Origin of the sequence: Arthrobacter globiformis NBRC 12137 (assembly GCF_000238915.1) — a bacterium.
GTDB lineage: Bacteria > Actinomycetota > Actinomycetes > Actinomycetales > Micrococcaceae > Arthrobacter > Arthrobacter globiformis.
This window is the reverse complement of sequence record NZ_BAEG01000027.1, coordinates 44,278-66,644: the sequence shown is the minus strand read 5'-3', so window position 1 is coordinate 66,644 and position 22,367 is coordinate 44,278. Positions and strand designations below refer to the sequence as shown.

Genomic DNA, 22,367 nt, shown 5'->3' with positions numbered 1-22,367 from the left:
AAGGTCCGGACGTGGAAAAGAGCCTTAACGGCCGCAAGGCGCTGGTGACCGGCGGTGCCAGCGGCATCGGCGCCGCCTGCGTACGGGAACTGGCCGTCAGGGGAGCCAAGGTGGTGGTGGCCGACGTCGACGAAGCCGGCGCCGCGGCCCTCGCCGATGAGGTGGGCGGCACGTCCTGGGCAGTCGACCTCCTGGACGTCGAGGCGCTGGCCGCGCTGAGCCTGGACTGCGACATCCTGGTGAACAACGCCGGCATCCAGCGCATCAGCCCCATCGAGGACTTCGATCCCGTGGCGTTCCGGCGGATCCTGGCGCTCATGCTTGAGGCGCCCTTCCTGCTGATCCGCGCCGCGCTGCCGCACATGTACGCCAACGGATTCGGGCGCATCATTAACCTGTCCTCGGTGCACGGCCTCCGCGCCTCCCCGTTCAAGAGCGCCTACGTCTCGGCGAAGCACGGCCTTGAGGGACTGAGCAAGGTGACGGCTCTTGAAGGCGGCGAGCACGGGGTTACGTCCAACTGCATCAACCCCGGTTATGTGCGGACGCCGCTGGTGGAGAAGCAGATCGCGGACCAGGCACGTGTCCACGGGATTCCGGAGTCGGAGGTCCTGGCGAAGGTGATGCTCACCGAGTCCGCGGTGAAACGCCTCGTGGAACCTGAAGAAGTTGCCTCGCTGGTTGCGTGGCTGTCCTCCGACGCAGCCGGAATGGTCACCGGGGCCAGCTACACGATGGACGGGGGCTGGTCCGCCCGGTAACCCCGGTGAGCTTGTCGAAACCAGTCAGCTCTTTGAACCGGTCAGCGCGAGGGTGCCGCCGAGCCCGATCATCATTACCCCGCCAGTAGTAGTGACAGCTGCCACCCGGCGGGGTGAGCGGGCGAACCATTGCCTCGCGGTTCCTGCGGCGAGTGCCCAGACGCTGTCCGAGACCAACGCGATGCCCAGGAACGTGGCACCAAGCAGCGCGAGCTGGACCGGAATGGCGCCGGCGGAATGGTCCACGAACTGGGGGAGGACCGCTACGAAGAACACCACGGACTTCGGATTCGTGGCCCCCACAATGAAGCCCTCGCGCAGAATCCGCCGGGTGGTGGCCGGCCTGGACGGATCCGGGCCTGCAGGGCCGCCCCGGCGGTGGAGCACCGCCACGATTCCCAGATAAATAAGGTAGGCCGCGCCGGCGAACTTCACCACGGTGAACAGCAGCACCGACTCAGCCAGCACCACGCCGAGGCCCAAGGCCACCCCTGCGATCTGCAGCAGTTCCCCGGCCGCATTGCCGAGAACGCTCAGGAGGCCGCCCCGCCGCCCCAGGGCCAGCGACCGTCCGATGACAAACAGGACGCTGGGGCCCGGAACGGCGATGAGCAGCGCCGAGACCAAGGCAAAGGCCAGGAGATTCTGCAGCGGGAGCATGCCTGATCGTAACGCCGGCGGATGTCTGCCAGCTAGCACCTGTGTGCTTCGGGCCCGTGGCCCAGGCAGTTTCCCGCCTCAGCCGCGTGCGCCCTGTTGGTTCTCAGTAACTGGGCTGCCCGAGGCCCGGATGTACTCCTCCACGGCAGACTCCGGCACACGGTAGGACTTGCCGAACCGGTCGGCCGCCAGGGTCCCGGCCCGGACCATCCGGTAGACGGTCATTTTGGAAAGGCGCAGAGCCGCGGCAACCTCGGCAATGGTGAGGTACGCGGTTGGCAGGTTGGTGATGGACATGGGATCGGCTCCTGTTGAACGTCGGCTGGACTGGCGGGATGATCCGCCTAGTCCGGCCGCCTCAGTTGCCGGTAGTCGTAGAAATACACCCGATCCGAGGTGCAGATCCCGATCGACCGGCCGTTCTTGACCACAACAGTGCCTTCGCGCCTGCCGTTGAACGGGTCGTCGCCCACCAGGACGTCGCCGATCTTGTACGGAACAGCGGCCGTGCGCGCCCGCTGCAGCGTCTGGGCCAGGAAACCGGGTGTCCGCCCGGATTGAAGATGCTTTGCCGGCGCCCCGGCCTGGATTTCCAACATGAGGACCACTCCTTCACAGTGTGACCGATAGTCGAATCACTGGCGGCGCGGCTCCGGGTCATCATCCGGGGTCATTGCCCCAGCCGGCTTGCACCGTGTAGTCCACTGTAGGAAGTAATCACATACGTCACACGAGTAACATCTACCTCATTTATCACATCAGCCACTCGCGTAACAGGCTGAAAGTACCTGTCTTTACCCATTTTTACTACTTGTTTTTGCTTCTTCCCACCTGCCACGCCATTTTCGCGGGAATCCTACTCAGTTTTGGCGACCACAGGCACTGGGGAGGTCTCATCCTCAAGGTGGGCGCGCCGTCGTCCGCTGCCCCTGACCCAGAGCCGGTAGGCGACCACCAGCAGTCCCAGCCACGCGGCCCCCACATAGAGCGCCACGCGCGTGTCCTCGAAGAAGCCAAGCACCGCGATCACCAGCCCCATGAAGCCGATGGTGAGGACCGACGCCGCCGGCCACCAAGGCGAGGGGAACTCCGACGCCGGCAGGCCATTCCGGGCGATCTCGCGTTTCATCGCCACGTGGGAGGCCAGAATCATGACCCACACCCACACCGTGGCGAACGTGGCGATGGAAGCGATGAGCAGGAAGACATCTTCCGGGATGACCGCGTTCAGGACCACTCCCACCAGCAGGATCCCGGCCATCATCACCACAGTCATCCACGGCACGCCATGCCGGGAAACCCGCCCGAAGCTCTGCGGTGCATGCCCCTGCCTGGCCAAACCGAAGAGGATCCGCCCGGCGCCGAAGATGTCGCTGTTGATGGCGGACAGGGCGGCGGTGATCACCACGGCATTGAGGATGTGCGGTGCGGCGGGAATGCCCAGGCCGCTGAAGATCTGCACGAACGGGCTGCCGCCGCTGCCGATCTCGTTCCACGGAAAGAGGCTCATCAGCACGCCGAGGGTGAGTACATAGAACAGCAGGACCCGGACCGGCACTGTATTGACGGCCTTCGGGATCACCTTCTTGGGGTCGGCTGCCTCGCCGGCTGTGATGCCGATGGTTTCAATCCCGCCGAAGGCGAACATGACGACGGCGAACGAGGCCAGGAGCCCCTCGAAGCCGTTCGGGAACAGGCCGCCGTGCTCCACCAGGTTACCCAGGCCCGGAACGGCCGAGGTCTCACCGTTCTGGAACCCGAACGCCAGGATGGCCGCACCGCCCGCGATCATGGCGATAATGGCTGCAACCTTGACCAGCGTGAACCAGAATTCGAGTTCGCCGAAGACCTTTACGCTCAGCAGATTCAGCGCCGCAAGGAGGAAGATGATGGCCAGGATCCAGACCCACCGCTCCACGGACGGGAACCAGAAGCCCATATAAATGCTGAAGGCGGTGACATCGGCGATGGCCACGATCGCCATCTCGAAGACGTAGGTCCAGCCGGTCACGAAGCCTGCCAGCGGGCCAAGATAGCGGCTGGCGTACTGCCCGAAGGATCCGGAAACCGGGTGCCGCACGGCCATTTCGCCAAGTGCGCGCATCACCATGAACACGGCCGCGCCGCCGATCATGTAGGCGAGCAGCACGGCGGGGCCGGCTTTTTGGATGGCAGACGCGGAACCGTAGAACAGGCCGGTGCCGATGGCAGAGCCCAGCGCCATGAAGCGGATGTGGCGGACGTTGAGGCCGCGGTTCAGAACGGTTTCGACGGCGGTTCCGACGGCGGTGCTGGTCGCGTTTTCGGGCGCCAACTCATCAGTTGTTTGGGCTTGTTGCATGCGAATACCTTCTCGTCATTGGGAGGGGGATCGCTATCCAGCAGACCATGTTCGGAGGAGCTGTGATGAGACTCACGGGCTCTTGGTGTCTTTGATTTCAGACTGTGCGACGCGCCGCATTTGGTGCGAACGGTGGCCATGCTCCGCGGCCGCGTCGGCAAAATGTGCCCTGTCCCTGCTGTTGATGCCTCGCAACCCCGTGCCTGGTTTTTGCCGGATCCGAGATGCATGCAGCCCGAGGAGATGGATGGCAGCTGCCGAAGTCAGATCCAGCAGCCCCCTCCGCCTCAGCGGTAGCCGGTATCATCGGCGGGCAGTCCGGCGTCCTGGACCTCCGCCAGGTAGCGCCAGCAGTCAGGCCGGGAGCCGTCGACGTCGGTGAAGCCGTACTCCAGTGCCAGCCCGCCGGAGGAGAACGAGCCGCCGGTTCGGCGGTGTACGTCAGAATCGGCGGCCAGAGCGGCGACCGCCCGGCCCACAAACAACGGGCTTTCCGAAATGGCGGCGAAGTGCGGATTCGTGGCCGCTGCCTCCCGCCAGTTGGCTTCGGTCACGCCGTAGTGCTCGAGCATCATTTCCGAGCGCATCCACCCCGGGGTCAGTGCCACGGCCGTGCAACCGAACGGCTTCAGCTCCTCGGCCTGGCTGAAGGCGAGCCGCAGGACAGCGGACTTGGCGAGGTCGTAAAACGCCGAAAGCCGATAATGCGTGGTGTTGTACTCCCGCGTTCCGTCCGTCATTTCCACCACTAGTCCTCCCGGCCGCCGGATGAGCAGCGGCAGCGCGAAGTGGCTCGTGACCAGGTGCGTGTCGATGGCCCCGTGCAGCATCCGCAGACCTCCGTCCAGGTCGTGTTCCCAAAGGGGTGTATTCCACTGGATGAGGTTTTCGCCGCCCCAAATGTCATTCACCAGGATGTCAAGCCGACCGTGCCCGTCCTCGATTCGGCGGACCAGCGCTTCTACCTCCGGGGCGTTGAAATGGTCCACCGCCACTGCGATGCCGGTCCCGCCGGCCTCGCTCACCATGGCGGCCGTTTCCTCAATGGTTTCCGGGCGGCGGTAGTCGGACGTCCGGCCCTTGGTAGTGCGTCCGGTGCAGTAGACCACCGCCCCGGCTTCACCGAGGGCCACGGCCGTTCCGCGGCCTGCCCCCCGCGTGGCCCCGGCGACCAGCGCTACCTTGCCCCTCAGCGGAAATTCCATGGACAAACGCTACCGCCGTATCCGGGGAAGCGGGATGATGGGACCAACCAAGTGATGTCTGGTATTCCAGACGGCCGTGGTTCCGAAGGAGGGTCGCAGAGAGCGGGCTGGGCGCAAGCTTAAGTACGGGATACCGGACACTTTTCGGGCTAGACCCCGAAAAGACAGAAATCCCGAATGGACGGCCAGACGACGAGGCGTGGAGGACACATGGCAGGCACGATGGCGGCGACGGCGGCAAGGCGGCCGGAATCAGCGGTCAAAGCGAAGGTTCCCGCCGCGGAAAACACCCTGCGGATCCTCAAACTGTTGGCTTCCAGGCGGGGGCCGATGGCGGCGTCGAACATTGCCACGGCGCTGGGGCTGCCCCGCTCGAGCGTCTACCACCTCCTGGGCGTCATGGAGGCGAACGGCTTCGTCCTGCACCTGCACGAGGAGCAGCGCTACGGCCTCGGCATCAGCGCCTTCGAGCTCAGTTCCGCGTACTCGCGGCAGGAACCGCTGTCCAGGCTGGGGCGGCCCATGCTGGCGTCCCTTGTTGATGTCCTTGGCGAAAGCGCACACCTGGCGGTGCTGCACGGCCGGGACGTGCTCTACATTGTGGAGGAGCGGGCCAAGCACCGGCCATCCCTGGTGACCGACGTCGGGGTCCGGCTGCCCAGCCACCTTACCGCCAGCGGTCGGGCCATCCTTGCCGCACTGCCCAAGTCCCAGGTCCGCGCGCTTTATCCGAATGCCGCCGCCTTCACTGCCCGGCACGAGGTGGAGGGCGCCATTATGAAGTACTCGGCCCTGTCATCGCACCTGGACCAGGTGCGGCAGCGTGGCTACGCCACGGAACACGGGGAGGTTACACCCGGCTTTGGCTCCATCGCCGCCGCTGTCACGGATCATCTTGGATGGCCGACGGCGGCAGTCGCCGTCACGTTCCTCGAGGACAAGCTGCCGGAGGACCAGTGGCCGGTGCTCGCCGCCCGTGTGCAAAAGGTCGCCGACGAACTCTCGGTGCGCATCCACGGTCGCCCTGCGAAATAGGCAGCAGCCCAACTAGGTAGCAGCGGGGGGCGTTCCCAGCCCTGAGAACCCCCTGTGCTGCTACCTGGTTGGGTCTGGGATACCGGACAGCACCAGCCGGAAACCCCTGTCTGGCCCGCTCAGAAGGGGCTTTAGTTGATACAGAAGCACTTCCGCTCAAACCAAGAATTCTGCAACCCGCAACAGCGATACATCCCACACCCGCAAGACGAAGGAGCCACCATGGCACCCGCCGATTTCACCACCGGTGCCCGCCCGGTCAAAGCAGCCCGCGGCACCGAGCTCACCGCCAAGTCCTGGCAGACCGAGGCACCCCTGCGCATGCTCATGAACAACCTGGATCCCGAGGTCGCCGAACGCCCCGATGACCTGGTGGTCTACGGTGGCACCGGCCGCGCGGTCCGGTCCTGGGCAGCATTCGACGCCATCACCCGAACCCTCGAAACCATGGACAAGGACGAGACCCTGCTGGTCCAGTCCGGAAAGCCCGTCGGGGTGTTCCGCACCAACGAGTGGGCGCCGCGCGTGCTGCTCGCCAACTCCAACCTCGTCGGCGACTGGGCCACGTGGCCGGAATTCCGCCGGCTCGAGGCCGAGGGCCTGATGATGTACGGCCAGATGACGGCAGGCTCCTGGATCTACATCGGAACCCAGGGCATCCTGCAGGGCACCTTCGAGACCTTCGCCGCGATCGCCCGCAAGATCACCGGGGACGAAAACGGCACATTGGCGGGAACCCTGACGCTGACCGGCGGCTGCGGCGGCATGGGCGGCGCCCAGCCGCTGGCCGTCACCCTGAACGAGGGCGCCTGCCTGATTGTCGACGTCGACGAGACCCGACTGCGCCGCCGCGCCGGCAAGCGCTACCTGGACGAGGTGGAAACCGACCTCGAGGCCGCCATCGCCAAGGTCCTCAAAGCCAAAGAGGAACGCCGCGGCTGGTCCGTGGGCTATGTGGGCAACGCGGCCGAGGTCTTCCCCGAACTGCTTCGCCGCCACAAGGCCGGCGAGCTGACGGTCGACATTGTCACCGACCAGACCTCCGCACACGACCCCCTGAGCTACCTGCCGGAGGGCATTTCCGTGGACGAATGGCACCGCGAAGCCGAGGCTGATCCGGAGGGCTTCACCAAGAAGGCCCAGGCCTCGATGGCCAAGCACGTCCAGGCCATGGTCGAGTTCCAGGACGCCGGCGCCGAGGTGTTCGACTACGGCAACTCCATCCGCGACGAGGCCCGCAAGGGCGGCTACAGCCGGGCGTTCGAATTCCCCGGCTTCGTCCCCGCCTACATCCGGCCGCTGTTCTGCGAAGGCCTCGGCCCGTTCCGCTGGGTTGCCCTGTCCGGTGACCCGGAAGATATCCGCGTCACCGATGAGGCCATCAAGGAACTGTTCCCGGAGAACAAGCACCTGCACCGCTGGATCGACGCCGCCCAGGAGCGCGTCGAATTCGAAGGCCTGCCCGCCCGGATCTGCTGGCTGGGCTACGGCGAACGTGCCAAGGCCGGCCTGTTGTTCAACCGGCTGGTCAAGGAAGGCAAGGTCAAGGCGCCCATCGTGATCGGCCGCGACCACCTCGACTCCGGCTCCGTCGCCTCGCCGTACCGCGAGACCGAGGCCATGGCCGACGGCTCCGACGCCATCGCCGACTGGCCCATGCTCAACGCCCTGCTCAACACGGCGTCCGGCGCCACGTGGGTCTCGCTGCACCACGGCGGGGGAGTGGGCATCGGCCGCTCCATCCACGCAGGCCAGGTATCCGTCGCCGACGGTACCGACCTCGCGGCGCAGAAACTCGAGCGGCTCCTCACCAACGATCCGGGCATGGGCGTGATCCGGCATGTCGATGCCGGCTACGACCGCGCCGTCGACGTCGCCAAGGAACGCGGCGTCCGCATCCCCATGAACGAGTCCCGGTGATCGAGCCTGCCGAATTCCAGGTTTCGACAAGCTCAACCACCGCCGCAAACCTCCACCACTGAAGTAGGAACCATGACTGCCATTACCCACGAACCGCTTACCGTTACCCTCGGTGCCAGCGGTGTCACGCCTGAGGACGTCGTCGCCGTCGCCCGCCACGACGCCGAGGTGACCGTCTCCCAGGAAGCACTGGACACGGTCGCCAAGGTCCGCGCGCACATCGACGAACTGGCCCACAGCGAAGTCCCGGCCTACGGCATCTCCACCGGCTTCGGCGCGCTCGCCAACCGGCACATCCCGAACGAGCTGCGCACCCAGCTGCAGAAGTCCCTCATCCGCAGCCACGCCGCCGGCATGGGCCCGGCGGTGGAACGCGAAGTGGTGCGCGGCATCATGTTCCTGCGCGCCAAGACGCTGGCATCGGGCCGCACCGGGGTCCGGCCCGTGGTCCTGCAGACCATGGTGGATGTGCTGAACGCCGGCATCACCCCGGTGGTCCGCGAGTTCGGTTCACTGGGCTGCTCCGGCGACCTCGCACCGCTGTCCCACTGCGCCCTTGTCCTCATGGGCGAAGGCGAGGCAGCCGGGCCTGACGGCGAACTCTACGGGGGTGCCGGCCAGCCCACAGTTGCCGAGCTGCTCGCCGCGCACGGCATCGAGCCGGTGACCCTGGCCGAGAAGGAGGGGCTGGCGCTGGTCAACGGCACCGAGGGCATGCTGGGCATGCTCCTGATGGCCATTGCGGACCTGCGGCAACTGCTGACGACGGCGGACATCACCGCGGCGCTCAGCGTCGAGGCGCTGCTCGGCACCGACCAGGTGTTCCTGCCCGAGCTGCACGCCGCCCTGCGGCCGCACCCGGGCCAGGCGGCCAGTGCCGACAACATGCTCCGGGTTCTTTCCGACTCAGCGATCGTTGCCTCGCACCGCGTGGGCGATTCCCGCGTCCAGGACGCCTACTCCCTGCGCTGCGCACCCCAGGTCGCGGGCGCCGTAAGGGACACCGTGGACCACGCCGAACTGGTGGCTTCCCGTGAACTCGCGGCCGCCATCGACAACCCGGTGGTCCTGCCTGACGGCCGGGTCAGCTCCAACGGCAACTTCCACGGTGCCCCGGTGGCCTACGTGCTCGACTATCTGGCCATCGCGGTCGCGGACCTTAGCTCCATCGCCGAACGGCGGACGGACCGCATGCTGGACCCGGCCCGCTCGCACGGTTTGCCGGCGTTCCTGGCCGCGGATCCGGGCGTGGACTCGGGCCTCATGATCGCCCAGTACACCCAGGCCGGTCTGGTCTCGGACAACAAGCGGCTCGCGGTTCCCGCGTCCGTGGACTCCATCCCGAGCTCCGCCATGCAGGAAGACCACGTGTCCATGGGCTGGCACGCTGCCCGCAAGCTCCGGAAGGCCGTGGAGAACCTGCGCCGGGTGCTCGCGATCGAACTCGTGACCTCGGCACGGGCGATTGACATGCGCACCCAGCTTTCGGGTGGCCAGCTGACGCCCGGACCTGCCGGGGCGGCGGTCCTCGAAACGCTGCGGACCGTCGTTGGAGGTCCGGGCACGGACCGGTTCCTCTCACCCGAGCTTGAGGCCGCCGACCGGCTGGTCGCCTCCGGCGCGGTGCGGACGGCAGCCGAATCCGCCGTCGGAAACCTCGCCTAGAGGTGAACATTGTGCACCGCCGGCAAACATTTGCCGGCGGTGCCGAAATACTCTGCAACGCGCGGCACAGAGCCCTGCGAGTGTAGTAGAACTAAAGGTGTAGTAAACGTCACATCAAAGAAGCTGTGGCGTAAGAAGAACATCCACAAAGGGGTAGAAGTTCACATGAAAGCACGCGGGACAGTTCTGTCCAGACGCATGGCACACGCAGCTACGGTTTCCGACTGGGGATCGCTGCACGTGGGCGAGCGGGTTGAGATCATCAAGCAGGCGCACGTCATTGCGGCAGGCGAGGTGGAAGAAATCTCACGGAGCGGAAACGTGCTGTGGCTGGTCTGCAGCGGAGCAGCAGAGTCGCAGCTCTTTATGAAGTCCGACGGCGTGCAGGTGCGCCGGATGTAATCCGGCTGAAGCCGTGCGGTAGAACGCACACAGGAAATCAAAAAGCCCCCGACCTTGGATCATTCGGCGTTTCGGCCAGAATGGGCTCAGGATCGGGGGCTTTTTCGCGTGTTAGGCTGCGATGTCCTCGTGTGTTTCACCGAAGGGAACGGACTCGTCGAGGGCCACCGTGTAACGGCCTGGCTCCAGGCGGGTGACCTTGATGCCGCAGGTGCCTTCCTGGGCAGCGGTTTCGATCAGCGTCTCAACCGCGCTTTCCAGGCCGTCGTGGACCTGGTCGGCGCTGGTGAAGGCCAGGTCGATGGACCGGGCATCCGCTGAGCGGGACGCGCTCAAAGGAGCGGTTGGGCGCTCCATGGTTGCTGTGCTCATGTACTGACTTTCTTTGGTTCTTGCCGGGGGGCAATAGACCATTCTACCGGGAATCAGCACAAAGGTAAGATGACTGTCATTTGACAAGCCTGTTGACGATAGTTGTCTTATCAACCATTTTGCCCTGGCGCGGCATTTGCAAGCGACCCTGCGCCACGCTGCCTCGTGCCTTGCGCGCTAGTGTTGGTCAGGTCCGAGAGGCTGACGGCGCAGGAGGCGACCGTGTTTGAAGGTGCCAGCATCATGTTCGCCGCGGCGGGCATAGCCGTCTTTGTTGCCGCGATCCTGCCCAAGGCCCTGCGCGATGCTCCAATCTCCATGCCGATGGTGTTCCTGGGCGCCGGCGCCGCCGCCTTCGGCCTGCTTCCCAATCTTCCCGACCCGAGCCCTGTCCGGCACCCCGAACTGACGCTGCATCTGACCGAGGTGTGCGTGATCATCTCGCTGATGGGAGCCGGGCTGGCGCTGGACCGTCCGGTGGGGCGGCGCAACTGGGCCACCACCTGGCGGATGCTCGGTATTGCGATGCCCCTGTGCATGCTCGGCCTGACACTCCTTGGACTCTGGCTGCTGGGCCTGGGACTCGCCGCCGCGCTCCTCGTGGCCGCCGCCCTGGCCCCCACGGATCCGGTCCTGGCGTCCGAGGTGCAGGTGGGAGAGCCGGCCGACGAGGAAGAGGGCACCGACCAGGAGGACGAGGTCAGGTTCGCCCTGACCTCGGAGGCGGGACTGAACGACGGGCTGGCCTTTCCCTTTGTGTACCTGGCCATTGCCATGAGCCTCGTGGGGACCGCGCCGTCGGCCTGGTTTCCGGAGTGGTTCGGCGTGGACGTCCTGTGGCGCATCGGAATGGGCGTGCTGCTGGGCTACGGTACTGGCAAGGTGCTGGCCCGGCTGTTCTTCTCCGCCCGGCACGACAGCATCCGGCTGTCCAACCACTCCGAGGGCTTCGTTGCGCTGGCCGCCACCTTCCTGGCGTACGGCGTCACCGAAATGATCGAGGGCTACGGCTTCATCGCTGTGTTCGTCTGTGCCGTGACCATCAGGGCGGCGGAACGCACCCACGGCTATCACCGCATCCTTCACTCCTACGTGGAACAGCTCGAGCGGCTCCTGACGGTGGTCATCCTGGTCCTCTTGGGCGGGGCGATCGTGCGGGGCCTGCTGGCCGACGTCGGGTGGGTCGAGGTGGGCGTGGCGCTGGCCTTCCTGGTCCTGGTCCGTCCGCTGTCCGGCTGGCTGGCGCTGGCCCGCGGCAAGACCGGTCCCCGGGAACGGATCGCCATTTCCTTCTTCGGCATCCGGGGCATCGGCTCCCTGTATTACCTTTCGTACGCCTTGGGCCAGGGCAGCTTCGGGGACCAGGCGGAGCGCCTGTGGAGCATCATCGGACTCGTCGTGGCCATGTCCGTGGTGCTTCACGGGGCCACCACGGCGCCGGTCATGAAGCGTCTGGACCGGCTCCGCGAGCACAAGGCGGCCGAGAAATTTGGCGACGAGGGAAAGGCGCCGCACACGCCGGTCTGACCCAGCGGATCACGAATCACGCGGGTATTCTGCTTTCCGGCCGATCGTGTGGTGAGCTTGGATCATGGCAGGCAGAAGGTTGGTATCCCGTTTGGCCCTCGCGCTGGCAAAGCTGCTGGGGTTCGTGATTGTCAGCTGCCTCTGCGGGGTCCTCGTGGCCAGCTTCCTGGTGCCCGGGGCCGCCCTCGCCGGCACCTCGGTCAGCAGGTCGATTTCCTACTTCAACAGCCTGCCCACCGAACTCGCGGTGCCTGCGCCGTCGCAAACCACCCGCATGCTGACGGCTGACGGCAAGCTCATCGCTACGTTCTACTCAGAGAACAGGGTCCGCGTTCCGCTGAAGCAGATGTCCCCGTTTATCCGGAAGGCCGTCGTCGCCATCGAGGACAGCCGGTTCTATGAGCACAGCGGCGTGGACACGCAGGGCATCCTCCGCGCTCTGACCAGCAACCTGACCCGCGGCGACCGGCAGGGCGCCTCCACCCTCACCCAGCAGTACGTCACCAACATTGTGAACGAGTCCCTGATTTCCGAAGGCCGTGAGGACCAGGTGGTGCTCAGCGGGCAGAAGACCATGGGGGACAAGCTGCGCGAGATGCGGCTCGCCATGGCCTTGGAGAAGAAATTCACCAAGGACCAGATCCTCGAGGGCTACCTCAACATCGTCTTCTTCAACCGCAGCGCCTATGGCATTGAGGCGGCGGCCCAGTATTTCTTCAGCCTTCCGGCCAGCAGGCTGACCCTGCCGCAGTCTGCGCTGCTCGCGGGCCTGGTTAACAGCCCCAGCTTCTACGATCCTGTGGCCAACCCCAAGAACTCGCTGAAGCGCCGCAACCAGGTCCTTGGCGAAATGCTCAAGCAGAAGATGATCACCAAGAAGCAGCATGACGCCGCGGTGGCTTCAGGGGTCGGCCTGAAGGTGCGGCCTTCGCAGCAGGGGTGCGCCGCTGCCACCATGGCCCCGTACTTCTGCGACTACGTGACCCGGCTCTTCCTCAACAACCCGGCCTACGGCGCTGACACAGAGGCCCGGGAAAAGCGGCTCTTCCGCGGCGGCCTGACCATCACCACCACGCTGGACAGCCGGCTGCAGGCCAAGGCCCAGGCGCAGGTGAACGCCACCGCCGGCGCCAATCCGGACAGGTGGGGCGCTTCGCTGGTCACCGTCCAGCCGGGCACCGGCCGGGTCCTGGCGATGGCGCAGAACACGGTGTACCTGCCCCAGCCCGGCAAGTTCGACACCCAGCTGAACTTCAACGTGGACGCCAAGGACGCCATCGGCAACGACCTCAACGGCGCCGGCGGGTTCCAGCCCGGATCCACCATGAAGCCCTTCACCTTCGCCGAGTGGCTGCACCAGGGCAAGACCATGACCACGGTCGTGGACGCTTCGAAGCGCGAGTATCCGCTGGGCTTCCGCTGGCGGTCCTCCTGCGGCAAGGTGGCCGGCGGCTACAGCACCAAGCAGCGCAGGGCAGGACTTGAAACGGCTGACGACCTGCAGAACGCCTCGGAGGGCTACTACCGCAAGATGCCGGCCGACTACGGGCTCTACAACTCCATCAACACGGCCACCTTTGCCGAGGCCGCGCAGCTGGACTTCTGCGGGATCCAGAACATGGTCAACGCGGTCGGGCTCCGCAGCGGGCTGGACGGGACGCCAATCGACATGCACCAGCTGGGCAACCTCCTGGGCGGCACCGGCGTTGCCCCGCTGACCATGGCCAACGCCTTTGCCACCTTCGCCGCGGACGGCCGCTACTGCGTGCCGGTGGCCCTGGCCGGGGTGGCGGACATGGCGGGCAAGAAGCTGCCCGCGGAGGTGCAGAAGTGCAGCGAAACCGTGGACAAGAACGTGGTCCGCGGGGTGAATAAGGCATTGCAGGACATGCTCAACAAGGGCTCCGGAATCTACATCAACCCCAAGGTGCAAAAGAGCGTGCCGGTGGCGGCCAAAACAGGCACCAACAACAGCAACGGCGCCACCTGGGTGCTGGGCTACACCACCGGCCTGGCCACGGCCTCGTTCTTCGGGGACGCCCTCGAGGGCCAGCAGCGTCCGGGCCGGAACATCACCATCAAGGGCACGCACTACGACCGCATTGACGGCTACATGATCGCGGGTCCGCAGTGGGCAAACTACATGCTCCAGGTGGCGCGGCTCTATCCCGCCGCCGCCTTCCCCAAGCCGCCGGCGTCGATCGTCAGCAAGCCCGCGGCGAAGCCCAAGGCGCCCGCCCGTCCAGCCCCGAAGCCCACGGCCAAGCCCAAGCCCAAGGATTAGCCCGGGACCAAGGATTTAGACGGCCCCGGACAAGCCGGACGAACGCTCAGCCCAGCAGGATGCTGACCAGACGCGCGGCCACGCGGGCGGTCCGGTTGTCGATGTCGAAGGCCGGGTTCAGTTCGGCCACGTCCGCGTGCAGCAGCTTGCCGCTGGCCACCGCCTGGCGGCAGACGGCACTGATCACCGGCAGCGGAACGCCGTACGCCGCCGGGGCGCTGACGCCCGGGGCCACCGCAGCCGGCAGCACGTCCAGGTCGATGGTCAGGTAAAGGACATCGATCCCGCTGAGGAAATCCGCCACAAAGGCCTCGGCCGCGGCGGCGGTGCAGTCCTCGTCCAGGAGGTATTTCACGCCCAGCTCGTCGGCGGTGCTGAACAGCGCGCGCGTGTTGTTGGGTTCGGAAATTCCGACGACGGCGTACTTCAGTTCGCGCCCCGCGGCCGCTTCCGCGCGGGCCATCTGGAGGAATGGGGTCCCGGAGCTGGGGGCGTCCTCGTCCCGGAGGTCGAAGTGGGCATCAAGGTTGAGCACGCCCAGCCGCTGGCCATCGCGGACCGCCCGGGACCCTGCCACACCGAGGTAGCTGGCGTAGGCGGTTTCGTGGCCGCCGCCCAGCAGCACGGTGAGGCGGCCGCCGTCGAGCAGTGCCGCAACGGCGAGGCCTGCGCGGGCCTGGCCTGCCTCCAGTTCGCCGTCGCGGACCGCCACGTCACCGGCGTCGGCGACCGGCCGCTCCGAGTGGTAGGCGAGCGGTCCCAGTGCACTGCGGATGGCCGCCGGGGCGGCCGCGGCTCCGGTCCTGCCCTTGTTCCGGCGCACGCCCTCGTCACTGCAGAACCCGAGAATCACGGCCGGGCGCTGCGTGGCGGAGCCCAGCGCAGTCTTACCGGTGGCAGGCGTCACCGCCTGCCACCACCGGCGGTGGGCTTCGCCGTCGCCGTCGTAGCGGCCCGTCCAGGGGCGGGGTTGAACGTCAACTGGGAGCGCGGGAAAGTCCATGCTTCAAGCTCACCGTAAGGACACAGCGAAAGCCAGCAGCGCCGCCGTCGTGATGTCTGAAATACCGGAAACGGCAAACCCGCCAGGAAGGCCGGTGCTACATGCCCAGCGCCTGCTCAATCGGGCCGATTCCGAAGAACAGGACGAAGGCAGCCGCGACGGCCCACATCAGCGGGTGCACTTCGCGGGCGCGGCCCTGGAAGGTGCGGATGAGGACATAGGAGATAAAGCCGGCGCCCAGGCCGTTGGCGATCGAGTAGGTGAACGGCATCAGCGTGAACGTGAGGAAAGCGGGCATGGCGATGCCCCAGTCCTGCCAGTGGATCTTGCTGATTTGGGCCACCATCATGAAACCGACCACCACCAGGGCCGGGGCCACGGCCTCGAACGGCACAAGGTTGATGAGCGGGGTGAAGAACATGGCCACCAGGAACAGCAGGCCCGTCACGATCGAAGCCAGGCCCGTCCGCGCGCCTTCGCCGATGCCTGCACCGGACTCGACGTAGATCTGGTTGGAGGAGACGGACGCACCGCCGCCGACGATGGCGCCGAGGGCGTCCACCTGCAGGACGCGGTCAACGTTGGGGATGTTGCCGTCCTTGTCCACGGTGCCGGCCTCGTTGGCCAGGCCCACCATGGTGCCCATCGCGTCGAAGAAGATGCTGAGCAGGATGACGAACGCGAGCAGCGCTGCGGCCACAACGCCCAGATGGCTGAAGGCGCCGACCGGGTTGGCTTTGCCGATTAGGGAGAGGTCGGGAGCGGCCCATTCGGTGAACGTGGGGGCAACCAGGGACCATCCCTGCGGGTTGAAGTTTTTGCCGTCGAAGCTGGGGCCGATGTGGAGCGTGAACTCGAGGATGACGGCCAGGATGGTGGAGGCGACGATGCCGATCAGGATGGCGCCCTTGACGTTGCGCACCAGCAGGGCGATGGTCAGGATGAGGCCGAACACGAACACCAGGGTGGGCCAGCCCAGGAGCTTGCCGTCAAAGCCGAGACCCACCGGAACGGTGGTTCCGGCCGCGTCCGGAACGCGCCGGACGAAGCCGGCGTTGACCAGGCCGATGAGGGCGATGAACAGGCCGATGCCCACCACGATTGCGGTCTTGAGCCCGTCCGGAACGGCCCGGAACACGGCGGTCCGGAAGCCGGTCAGGACCAGGATCATCATGGTGACGCCGGAGAGGACCACCAGCCCCATCATGTCCGGCCAGGTCAGGCCCGGGTTGGTGGCCACTGTCACGGCCACGAAGGCGTTGACTCCCAGGCCGGTGGCCATGGCGAAGGGGTGCTTTGCCCACGCGCCCATGAGGATGGTCAGGATGCCGGCAACAAAGGCGGTGACGGCAGCGACCGCCTGGAAACCGAGTGTGGCGCCGGAGGAGTCCGCAACGGACAGGATCAGGGGGTTTAGCACCACGATGTAGCTCATGGCAAAGAACGTGGCAAAACCGCCGCGGATCTCGCGGGAAAGGTTGGACCCCCGTTCGGAAATCTTGAAATACCGGTCCAGTGCAGAGCCCTGCTTGAGCATTAGTCCTCCGGTGAGAGAGCGTGGGGTTACTTGAATCCTAGTAGGTTGCCGGGTGCCTACCCAGCAAATTCGCCTAGTCTGTAAGGAAGTCAACACGAGGAGTCGTCCGCCCATGCGTTTCACCCGCCAGCTGCTGTCCGCCCTCCTTGGTGCGCTCGCGCTCGTCGCCCTGCTCCTTACCGCGGGACCCGCTTCCGCGCACGACGCCGCCGAATCAAGCAGCCCCGCCGACGGCGCCACGGTGGCAACAGCTCCCGCCAAGGTCTCGATCACCTTCAACAACACCCCGCTGGGGCTCGGCTCGCAGGTCAAGGTGACCGACGCCGCCGGAACTGACTGGGCCGACGGCAAGGTGGAGATCGTGGACAACATCGCCTCGCAGAAGCTGCGGGAAGGCGCACCTGCCGGGAAGTACACCGTGGTGTGGCGCGTAGTGAGCTCGGATTCCCATCCGATCGAGGGCACGTTCGCCTTTACCGCCACGGCCGCTGCGGCGGGGGGAACGTCGGCGCCCGTTCAGACCGCCGGTACGCCGCAGCCGGGAGCCACGCAGGCCACGGGAACAGCTCCGGAGTCCTCGGAGCCCTTCCCGTGGAGCATCGTGGTGTTTGCCGCCGTGGCTCTCGGCCTGCTCGTCATCCTCGGTGTGCTGGCACGCCGGAGGCTCGGCGTGGGCGACCGGCCTGACGACGGGGATGCCGGGAAATAGCGCCCGCTTCAGACGCCCGCTTCAGACAGCCGGGGCGGGCAGAGCCGGGAAGCTTCCGGTCAGCACCGACGGCACACTGTCCGGGTAGACCTTCGCCGAGATGGCCTGGCCCACCACCTTGGCCTGGCGCAACACTTCCTTCGGCGTCGGCGTAATGAGCTCACCCACGCCGACCAGGTAAATGCCTATGGCGCGCATGGCGGCGACCAGGTTGGTGCCGATGGAGATGCCGAGGTCCGTGAGCATGCGCCGCAGCTGGCTGTGCGCACAGCGCGTGAGCACAATGTGGTCGGCCAGCAGGACGCCGTCCGGGGTATGCACGGCCCAGCGGTGCAGCGAGGCTTCCGCCCCCGGCCCCATCTTGTCGAGCAACACGGCAGACGTGTCGCTGCGGATGTCCAGCTGGTGGCTTGACGCGTAGTTGCGCAAGTGCCGAAGGATTTCGTTCCGCTCCTGGATTGACGCCGCCTCGGCGTCGTCGCACCGCTGGTGCCCGGATTTCTGGAACGACTGGCCGCCGGGGGATTCCAGCCGGCTGACGATGATTGAATCAACTCCCCGGCGCCGGAGTTCCGTGGCGATTGCCAAACCGGGAAGTCCGGTGCCGATGACCACAGTGGTGGTCCGTTCTGCGCCGCTGAGACCAGGCATGCGTGACACTACAACTTCCTCCTCGAGAATTTCGAAGTACAGGGCATCATCGCCGTGCACCGTCCACTGCCCCAGCAAGCAGACACAAGCCATCTCCGGCTGTGCGGTGGAGCACAATCCGGATCGATGGTGCCTCGACATTACAGAATTTTTTGGTCGCTGGATACCCTTCCGGAAACATTGGTTTGCAGGGCTTTGCATGGCGTCACCGGAGCACCCTGAAGGGCGCCGGAGGAGTGCCAGAAGGGGTGGAAAACAGCACCCCGCGAGGATCTTCAGGGCCCCGTCGGGCCCGCTTGCTAAGAGGTCGCCGACCGAGAATAGTTGGTCTTAAGGCAGGCTGTGCATAACCGGGAACCGGACGGCCTGCCGGTGACGGCTAGGCGGGCCGCTTCTGGCAGAATAGCCGCATCATCAGGCAGTATCGCGAGGAGGCGGACCGAATGGACGCACACGAATTGCATCCCGACCCGGCACGGGATGGCGGTGCCCGGCACGCGAGACCCGAAGGAATCGTCGTCGGCGTCGACGGTTCGGACCACGGCCAGTGCGCACTCGTGTGGGCTGCCCGTGAAGCCGAACGCCGCCGTCGTCCCCTCCACATTGTCACCGCCTACTCGGTGCCCATCTTTGCCGCGTCCGGACTCGACGGCGGCTATGCCACCGTGGATGACTCGGTGATCCGCGAGGGCGCCGAGGCCATCCTGCAGCATGCTGTGGACAAGGTGGCGGGCTACAACATCAACGTCAGTGCCTCGGTCGAGAACGGGGACGCATCCGGCGTGCTGCTGGACCTGTCCGAATCCGCCGAGCTGCTGGTCTTCGGGACGCGGGGGCGTGGCGGCTTCGTAGGGCGGCTCCTCGGCTCCGTGAGCAGCGCGCTTCCGGCCCACGCCAAATGCCCCACGGTCACGGTTCCGCTGATCTGTTCCGACCGTCTGGGCGAGACCACCCAGGACAAACACATCCGGGCCGAGCAGGCCAAGGCCGGCCACGGCCCCGTGGAGCAGGTCGTTGCCGTGGGGGTGGACGGGTCTGAGCAGGCCCGCGTCGCGGTCCTGGAAGCCGCGGAGCAGGCCGAACGCCTCGGCGCGCCGCTTCGGGTGATCTGCGCCGTGCCGCAGTACAGCGGATCCCTTGCCTGGGTTCCGGCCCCGTTGGACCGGGAAGCGCTTTTCGCCGATATCCAGGTCCAGCTCAAGGCCGGGGTGGCCTGGCTGCAGAGCCACTTCCCGCGGCTGGCCATCGAGACCCGCCTGCTGGACGGCTCGCCCGTGGATGTGCTGGTGGAGGCCAGCCGGCACGTTGAGCTGATAGTCGTGGGAACCCGCGGCCGTGGCGGCTTTACCGGCATGCTCCTGGGGTCGACGTCGGATGGCGTCCTGCACCATGCCAAGAGCCCCGTGATGGTGGTCCCGGACCGGGAAGACCCCCGGCTCGCCGACCGTGCCAGCTTCGGACCGATGCTCGGCGCCTCGTAGCGCATGAGCGGGCTGGTGCTCGGCCTCGGGGACCTCAGCGCATCCATGCTGCCGCAGGTTGGCGGCAAGGCCGCCAACCTCGGCGAGTTGCTCGCGGCTGGCCTCCCGGTGCCGGACGGGTTCTGCCTGACCACTGAGGCCTACGTCCAGGCCGTGGGGCCGCTGGGGCTCGCAGAGGTGCACAGCGCCCTTCAGGACACTCCGGCCGACGACCTCGAAACGCTCGCGGGCCTGGCCGGCAGGGCCCGCAGCCTGATTACGGCGGCAGAACTGCCGACGGCGACCGCCGGGGAAATACTCACGGCCTACCGGGCGCTGGACGGCGCTCCCGTCGCGGTGCGGTCCTCGGCCACGGCCGAGGACCTTCCCTTCGCCAGCTTTGCCGGCCAGCAGGACACCTACCTGAATGTCATCGACGCCGTCGCGCTGCTGGACGCCGTCCGGAAGTGCTGGGCCTCGCTGTGGACTGACCGGGCGGTGGCATACCGCGCCAGCCGGAACATCGACCCCGCAACGGTGGCCCTCGCCGTCGTCGTCCAGCGCATGGTGGACGCCGACGCGGCGGGGGTGATGTTCACCGCCAACCCGGTCACCGGCAGGCGCCGGGAGGCTGTGATCGACGCCAGCTCCGGGCTCGGCGAGGCCGTGGTGTCGGGCGCCGTCAATCCGGACCACTTCGTCGTGGACACCGCATCCGGTGCCATCCTGCAGCGCCGCCTGGGCGACAAGCGGACGGCTGTCAGGCCGCTGCCCGGGGGAGGCACCGAATACGTCGAGCAGGGCACAGCTGAGGTTGCACCGAACCAGCCCTGCCTCACCGACGCGCAGATCCGGGAACTCGCAGCCCTGGGGAGCAAGGCCGAAGCCCACTTCGGCGCCCCGCAGGACACGGAGTGGGCGCTCGACGGCGAGGGTAAAGTCTGGCTGACCCAGTCCCGGCCCATCACCACGCTTTACCCGCTGCCGGCGAAAGACCGTCATGGGGAGCAGGACCGTCTTGGGGAGAAGGCCGGTCTGACGGAGAGTGCCCCGTGGCGGGGCAGCCCGGTGGAGGAGTTGCGGGTCTACCTGTGCTTTAGCCTTGCCCAGGGCCTCACCCGGCCGCTGACTCCCATGGGGCTCGCCGCCCTCAGGCGGATCGGCTCGTCGGTTGCTGCCGCCGCCGGCTTTGACGTTCCGGACCCCCGCAGCGGGCCCCCGCCCTACGTCGAGGCCGGACAGCGCATCTTCGTCGACCTGACCGCCGCCGCGCGGAGCACCGTGGGCCGCCGGATCGTCCCGAAGGTCTTCGACGTCATGGAGGCACGCTCCGCCAAGGTCCTGCGCAGCGTGTTCGACGACCCGCGACTCTCCGTCACCCGCCGCACACCCTGGGACCTTCTCAGACACGTGGTCCCCCTCGCGGCCCGGGCCCGCGTCCCGGAAGCAGCGATCCGGGCGCTGGTCCGTCCCGAGGCGGCCCTCAAACGCCTGAACCGCTTCACCACGGAATTCAACGCGACGCTGGAACTGCCTCCGGGCGCCTCCCCGCGCGCGCGGCTTGACCACGCCGAGGGGATACTCTCGCGGCTCTTCCCCAACCTTCCGGCCGTGCTCCCGCTGGCCGGCCTGGGCTTCGCCATGCTCGGGCTCGCCGGGAAACTCCTTGGTGCCGGCAAACTTTTTGGTGCCGGCACACGCAGCACCGGGCAAGACAGTGCCAGCAAGGACAATGCCGGGCCGGAACGTGACATCGACCTCCAGCCCGTGCTCCGCGGTCTCCCCAACAACGTGACAACCGAGATGGACCTCGAGCTGTGGCGGATCGCCGCGGCGGTCAGGTCCGACGCCGAATCGGTGGCCGTGCTCACCGGGCATCCCCCGACGGTGCTGGCGCAGCGCTTCGCCGCGGGCGACTTGCCGGCTGCAGCCCAAGACGGGCTGGCAGAATTCCTGGCCCGGTACGGGCACCGGGCTGTCGCCGAGATCGACGTCGGGATGCCCCGCTGGCGGGACGACCCCACCCACATCCTTGGTGTCCTGGCCAACTACCTCCGGCTGGAGGACCCCGAACGCGCCCCCGAGCGGCAGTTCAGCAAGGCAGCGGCCGAAGCGGACGCACACATCGAGCGGCTGGTGGCCGAGGCCCGTTCGAGGGGACGCCTCCGCGCCGTGGCCGTCCGGGGGGCGCTGCGGCGGGCCAGGCTCTTCGCCGGGCTGCGCGAACTTCCCAAATTCCAGATCGTCCTGGCGCTGGCGGAGGTCCGGAAACAGCTGGCCGAAGTCGGCACCGTGCTGGCGGAACAGAAACGGCTCGCCCGGGCAGAGGACATCTTCTTCCTGGACTTTGCCGAAGCGAACCAGGCGCTGGACGGTACAGACATGCAGGACCTTGTGGCGCAGCGGCAGGGGGCCTATTACCTGGAACTTGAGCGGCGCCACATTCCGCGGATGCTGCTCTCGGACGGAACGGAACCCGAAACACTGCTTACCGCGGTCGGACCCGCTCACGCCGGGGCACTGTCCGGGAGCCCGGCGTCGGCGGGAACGGTGACAGCGCCCGCCCGCGTCATCCTCGACCCCGTGGGCGCCCACCTGGAACCGGGCGAGATCCTCGTGGCACCGTCCACGGACCCGGGCTGGACCCCGCTGTTCCTTACGGCAGGTGGCCTGGTGATGGAGATGGGCGGCCCCAATTCCCACGGCGCGGTGGTCGCCCGGGAGTACGGCATCCCTGCCGTGGTGGGCGTCGCCGACGCCACCTCGCTGCTCAATACGGGCCAGGAAGTGACGGTCGACGGCGGTGCTGGCACCGTGGTGCCCGGCGCCTAAGGG

General features: G+C 66.9%; 19 protein-coding genes. 10 read left to right on the top strand and 9 right to left on the bottom strand.

Features of this window, described 5'->3' with window-relative positions; translation table 11 throughout:
- Nucleotides 1–11 precede the first annotated feature (11 nt).
- Nucleotides 12–761 (top strand): 3-hydroxybutyrate dehydrogenase, encoded by a 750-nt coding sequence (locus ARGLB_RS04025; protein ID WP_043417916.1) that lies wholly within the window; start codon nucleotides 12–14, stop codon nucleotides 759–761.
- 24 nt (nucleotides 762–785) lie between these two features.
- Here the strand turns inward: ARGLB_RS04025 and ARGLB_RS04020 are convergent, their stop codons facing one another.
- The 5 genes from ARGLB_RS04020 to ARGLB_RS04000 all read right to left on the bottom strand — a co-directional run bounded on the left by ARGLB_RS04020 (nucleotide 786) and on the right by ARGLB_RS04000 (nucleotide 4,967).
- Nucleotides 786–1,421 carry a LysE family translocator gene (locus ARGLB_RS04020; protein WP_003799179.1) on the bottom strand — a complete coding sequence of 212 codons (636 nt, stop codon included), beginning with the start codon at nucleotides 1,419–1,421 and terminating at the stop codon, nucleotides 786–788.
- A gap of 78 nt (nucleotides 1,422–1,499) precedes the next feature.
- Nucleotides 1,500–1,718, bottom strand: a complete 219-nt coding sequence (locus ARGLB_RS04015) for a helix-turn-helix domain-containing protein (RefSeq protein WP_003799178.1) — start codon at nucleotides 1,716–1,718, stop codon at nucleotides 1,500–1,502.
- 47 nt (nucleotides 1,719–1,765) lie between these two features.
- Nucleotides 1,766–2,020 (bottom strand): hypothetical protein, encoded by a 255-nt coding sequence (locus tag ARGLB_RS04010; protein WP_003799177.1) that lies wholly within the window; start codon nucleotides 2,018–2,020, stop codon nucleotides 1,766–1,768.
- A gap of 257 nt (nucleotides 2,021–2,277) precedes the next feature.
- Nucleotides 2,278–3,762 (bottom strand): amino acid permease, encoded by a 1,485-nt coding sequence (locus tag ARGLB_RS04005; RefSeq protein WP_003799176.1) that lies wholly within the window; start codon nucleotides 3,760–3,762, stop codon nucleotides 2,278–2,280.
- 287 nt (nucleotides 3,763–4,049) lie between these two features.
- Nucleotides 4,050–4,967 (bottom strand): SDR family oxidoreductase, encoded by a 918-nt coding sequence (locus ARGLB_RS04000; protein WP_003799174.1) that lies wholly within the window; start codon nucleotides 4,965–4,967, stop codon nucleotides 4,050–4,052.
- Nucleotides 4,968–5,177: 210 nt separating this feature from the next.
- Between ARGLB_RS04000 and ARGLB_RS03995 the strand changes: the two genes are divergently transcribed.
- The 4 genes from ARGLB_RS03995 to ARGLB_RS03980 all read left to right on the top strand — a co-directional run bounded on the left by ARGLB_RS03995 (nucleotide 5,178) and on the right by ARGLB_RS03980 (nucleotide 9,989).
- On the top strand, nucleotides 5,178–6,002 hold the full coding sequence (locus ARGLB_RS03995) for an IclR family transcriptional regulator (protein WP_003799171.1): 825 nt from the start codon (nucleotides 5,178–5,180) through the stop codon (nucleotides 6,000–6,002).
- 222 nt (nucleotides 6,003–6,224) lie between these two features.
- Nucleotides 6,225–7,922 (top strand): urocanate hydratase, encoded by a 1,698-nt coding sequence (gene hutU, locus ARGLB_RS03990; RefSeq protein WP_003799169.1) that lies wholly within the window; start codon nucleotides 6,225–6,227, stop codon nucleotides 7,920–7,922.
- A 72-nt stretch (nucleotides 7,923–7,994) separates the two neighbouring features.
- Nucleotides 7,995–9,587, top strand: coding sequence for a histidine ammonia-lyase (gene hutH / locus ARGLB_RS03985; protein ID WP_003799167.1), 1,593 nt, complete (start codon nucleotides 7,995–7,997; stop codon nucleotides 9,585–9,587).
- Nucleotides 9,588–9,752: 165 nt separating this feature from the next.
- Entirely contained in the window at nucleotides 9,753–9,989 is a 237-nt protein-coding gene (locus tag ARGLB_RS03980; RefSeq protein WP_003799164.1) for a hypothetical protein, read from the top strand.
- 111 nt (nucleotides 9,990–10,100) lie between these two features.
- Here ARGLB_RS03980 and ARGLB_RS03975 read toward each other — a convergent pair whose 3' ends face one another.
- Entirely contained in the window at nucleotides 10,101–10,361 is a 261-nt protein-coding gene (locus ARGLB_RS03975) for a hypothetical protein (protein ID WP_003799162.1), read from the bottom strand.
- Nucleotides 10,362–10,583: 222 nt separating this feature from the next.
- On the opposite strand from ARGLB_RS03975, the gene ARGLB_RS03970 reads away from it, so the two are divergent.
- Nucleotides 10,584–11,888, top strand: a complete 1,305-nt coding sequence (locus tag ARGLB_RS03970; RefSeq protein ID WP_003799161.1) for a cation:proton antiporter — start codon at nucleotides 10,584–10,586, stop codon at nucleotides 11,886–11,888.
- A gap of 64 nt (nucleotides 11,889–11,952) precedes the next feature.
- Nucleotides 11,953–14,172 (top strand): transglycosylase domain-containing protein, encoded by a 2,220-nt coding sequence (locus ARGLB_RS03965; RefSeq protein ID WP_050934270.1) that lies wholly within the window; start codon nucleotides 11,953–11,955, stop codon nucleotides 14,170–14,172.
- 46 nt (nucleotides 14,173–14,218) lie between these two features.
- Here the strand turns inward: ARGLB_RS03965 and hutG are convergent, their stop codons facing one another.
- Together hutG and ARGLB_RS03955 are read right to left on the bottom strand one after the other, a co-directional pair.
- The gene (hutG, locus tag ARGLB_RS03960) at nucleotides 14,219–15,175 is read right to left on the bottom strand and encodes a formimidoylglutamase (RefSeq protein WP_003799157.1); all 957 of its coding nucleotides are present in this window, start codon (nucleotides 15,173–15,175) and stop codon (nucleotides 14,219–14,221) included.
- A 97-nt stretch (nucleotides 15,176–15,272) separates the two neighbouring features.
- Complete coding sequence (locus ARGLB_RS03955; protein ID WP_003799155.1) at nucleotides 15,273–16,712, bottom strand: NCS2 family permease; 1,440 nt, start codon at nucleotides 16,710–16,712, stop codon at nucleotides 15,273–15,275.
- A gap of 112 nt (nucleotides 16,713–16,824) precedes the next feature.
- Here ARGLB_RS03955 and ARGLB_RS03950 point away from each other — a divergent pair, with 112 nt between their 5' ends.
- Nucleotides 16,825–17,421, top strand: a complete 597-nt coding sequence (locus tag ARGLB_RS03950) for a copper resistance CopC family protein (RefSeq protein WP_003799153.1) — start codon at nucleotides 16,825–16,827, stop codon at nucleotides 17,419–17,421.
- Nucleotides 17,422–17,442: 21 nt separating this feature from the next.
- Here the strand turns inward: ARGLB_RS03950 and ARGLB_RS03945 are convergent, their stop codons facing one another.
- Nucleotides 17,443–18,072 (bottom strand): FAD-dependent monooxygenase, encoded by a 630-nt coding sequence (locus tag ARGLB_RS03945; RefSeq protein WP_043417914.1) that lies wholly within the window; start codon nucleotides 18,070–18,072, stop codon nucleotides 17,443–17,445.
- A 443-nt stretch (nucleotides 18,073–18,515) separates the two neighbouring features.
- Here ARGLB_RS03945 and ARGLB_RS03940 point away from each other — a divergent pair, with 443 nt between their 5' ends.
- Nucleotides 18,516–19,553: a universal stress protein gene (locus ARGLB_RS03940; protein WP_003799148.1), complete on the top strand. Its 1,038-nt coding sequence runs from the start codon at nucleotides 18,516–18,518 to the stop codon at nucleotides 19,551–19,553.
- A gap of 3 nt (nucleotides 19,554–19,556) precedes the next feature.
- Entirely contained in the window at nucleotides 19,557–22,364 is a 2,808-nt protein-coding gene (locus ARGLB_RS03935; RefSeq protein ID WP_003799147.1) for a PEP/pyruvate-binding domain-containing protein, read from the top strand.
- Nucleotides 22,365–22,367: the final 3 nt, after the last annotated feature.

What these genes read in the sequence shown, in the direction of transcription:
- ARGLB_RS04020 (WP_003799179.1), bottom strand. Translation starts at nt 1,421, where the DNA reads ATGCTCCCGCTGCAGAATCTCCTGGCCTTTGCCTTGGTCTCGGCGCTG.
- ARGLB_RS04015 (WP_003799178.1), bottom strand. Translation starts at nt 1,718, where the DNA reads ATGTCCATCACCAACCTGCCAACCGCGTACCTCACCATTGCCGAGGTT.
- ARGLB_RS04010 (WP_003799177.1), bottom strand. Translation starts at nt 2,020, where the DNA reads ATGTTGGAAATCCAGGCCGGGGCGCCGGCAAAGCATCTTCAATCCGGG.
- ARGLB_RS04005 (WP_003799176.1), bottom strand. Translation starts at nt 3,762, where the DNA reads ATGCAACAAGCCCAAACAACTGATGAGTTGGCGCCCGAAAACGCGACC.
- ARGLB_RS04000 (WP_003799174.1), bottom strand. Translation starts at nt 4,967, where the DNA reads ATGGAATTTCCGCTGAGGGGCAAGGTAGCGCTGGTCGCCGGGGCCACG.
- ARGLB_RS03995 (WP_003799171.1), top strand. Translation starts at nt 5,178, where the DNA reads ATGGCAGGCACGATGGCGGCGACGGCGGCAAGGCGGCCGGAATCAGCG.
- hutU (WP_003799169.1), top strand. Translation starts at nt 6,225, where the DNA reads ATGGCACCCGCCGATTTCACCACCGGTGCCCGCCCGGTCAAAGCAGCC.
- hutH (WP_003799167.1), top strand. Translation starts at nt 7,995, where the DNA reads ATGACTGCCATTACCCACGAACCGCTTACCGTTACCCTCGGTGCCAGC.
- ARGLB_RS03980 (WP_003799164.1), top strand. Translation starts at nt 9,753, where the DNA reads ATGAAAGCACGCGGGACAGTTCTGTCCAGACGCATGGCACACGCAGCT.
- ARGLB_RS03975 (WP_003799162.1), bottom strand. Translation starts at nt 10,361, where the DNA reads ATGAGCACAGCAACCATGGAGCGCCCAACCGCTCCTTTGAGCGCGTCC.
- ARGLB_RS03965 (WP_050934270.1), top strand. Translation starts at nt 11,953, where the DNA reads ATGGCAGGCAGAAGGTTGGTATCCCGTTTGGCCCTCGCGCTGGCAAAG.
- hutG (WP_003799157.1), bottom strand. Translation starts at nt 15,175, where the DNA reads ATGGACTTTCCCGCGCTCCCAGTTGACGTTCAACCCCGCCCCTGGACG.
- ARGLB_RS03955 (WP_003799155.1), bottom strand. Translation starts at nt 16,712, where the DNA reads ATGCTCAAGCAGGGCTCTGCACTGGACCGGTATTTCAAGATTTCCGAA.
- ARGLB_RS03950 (WP_003799153.1), top strand. Translation starts at nt 16,825, where the DNA reads ATGCGTTTCACCCGCCAGCTGCTGTCCGCCCTCCTTGGTGCGCTCGCG.
- ARGLB_RS03945 (WP_043417914.1), bottom strand. Translation starts at nt 18,072, where the DNA reads ATGCCTGGTCTCAGCGGCGCAGAACGGACCACCACTGTGGTCATCGGC.
- ARGLB_RS03940 (WP_003799148.1), top strand. Translation starts at nt 18,516, where the DNA reads ATGGACGCACACGAATTGCATCCCGACCCGGCACGGGATGGCGGTGCC.
- ARGLB_RS03935 (WP_003799147.1), top strand. Translation starts at nt 19,557, where the DNA reads ATGAGCGGGCTGGTGCTCGGCCTCGGGGACCTCAGCGCATCCATGCTG.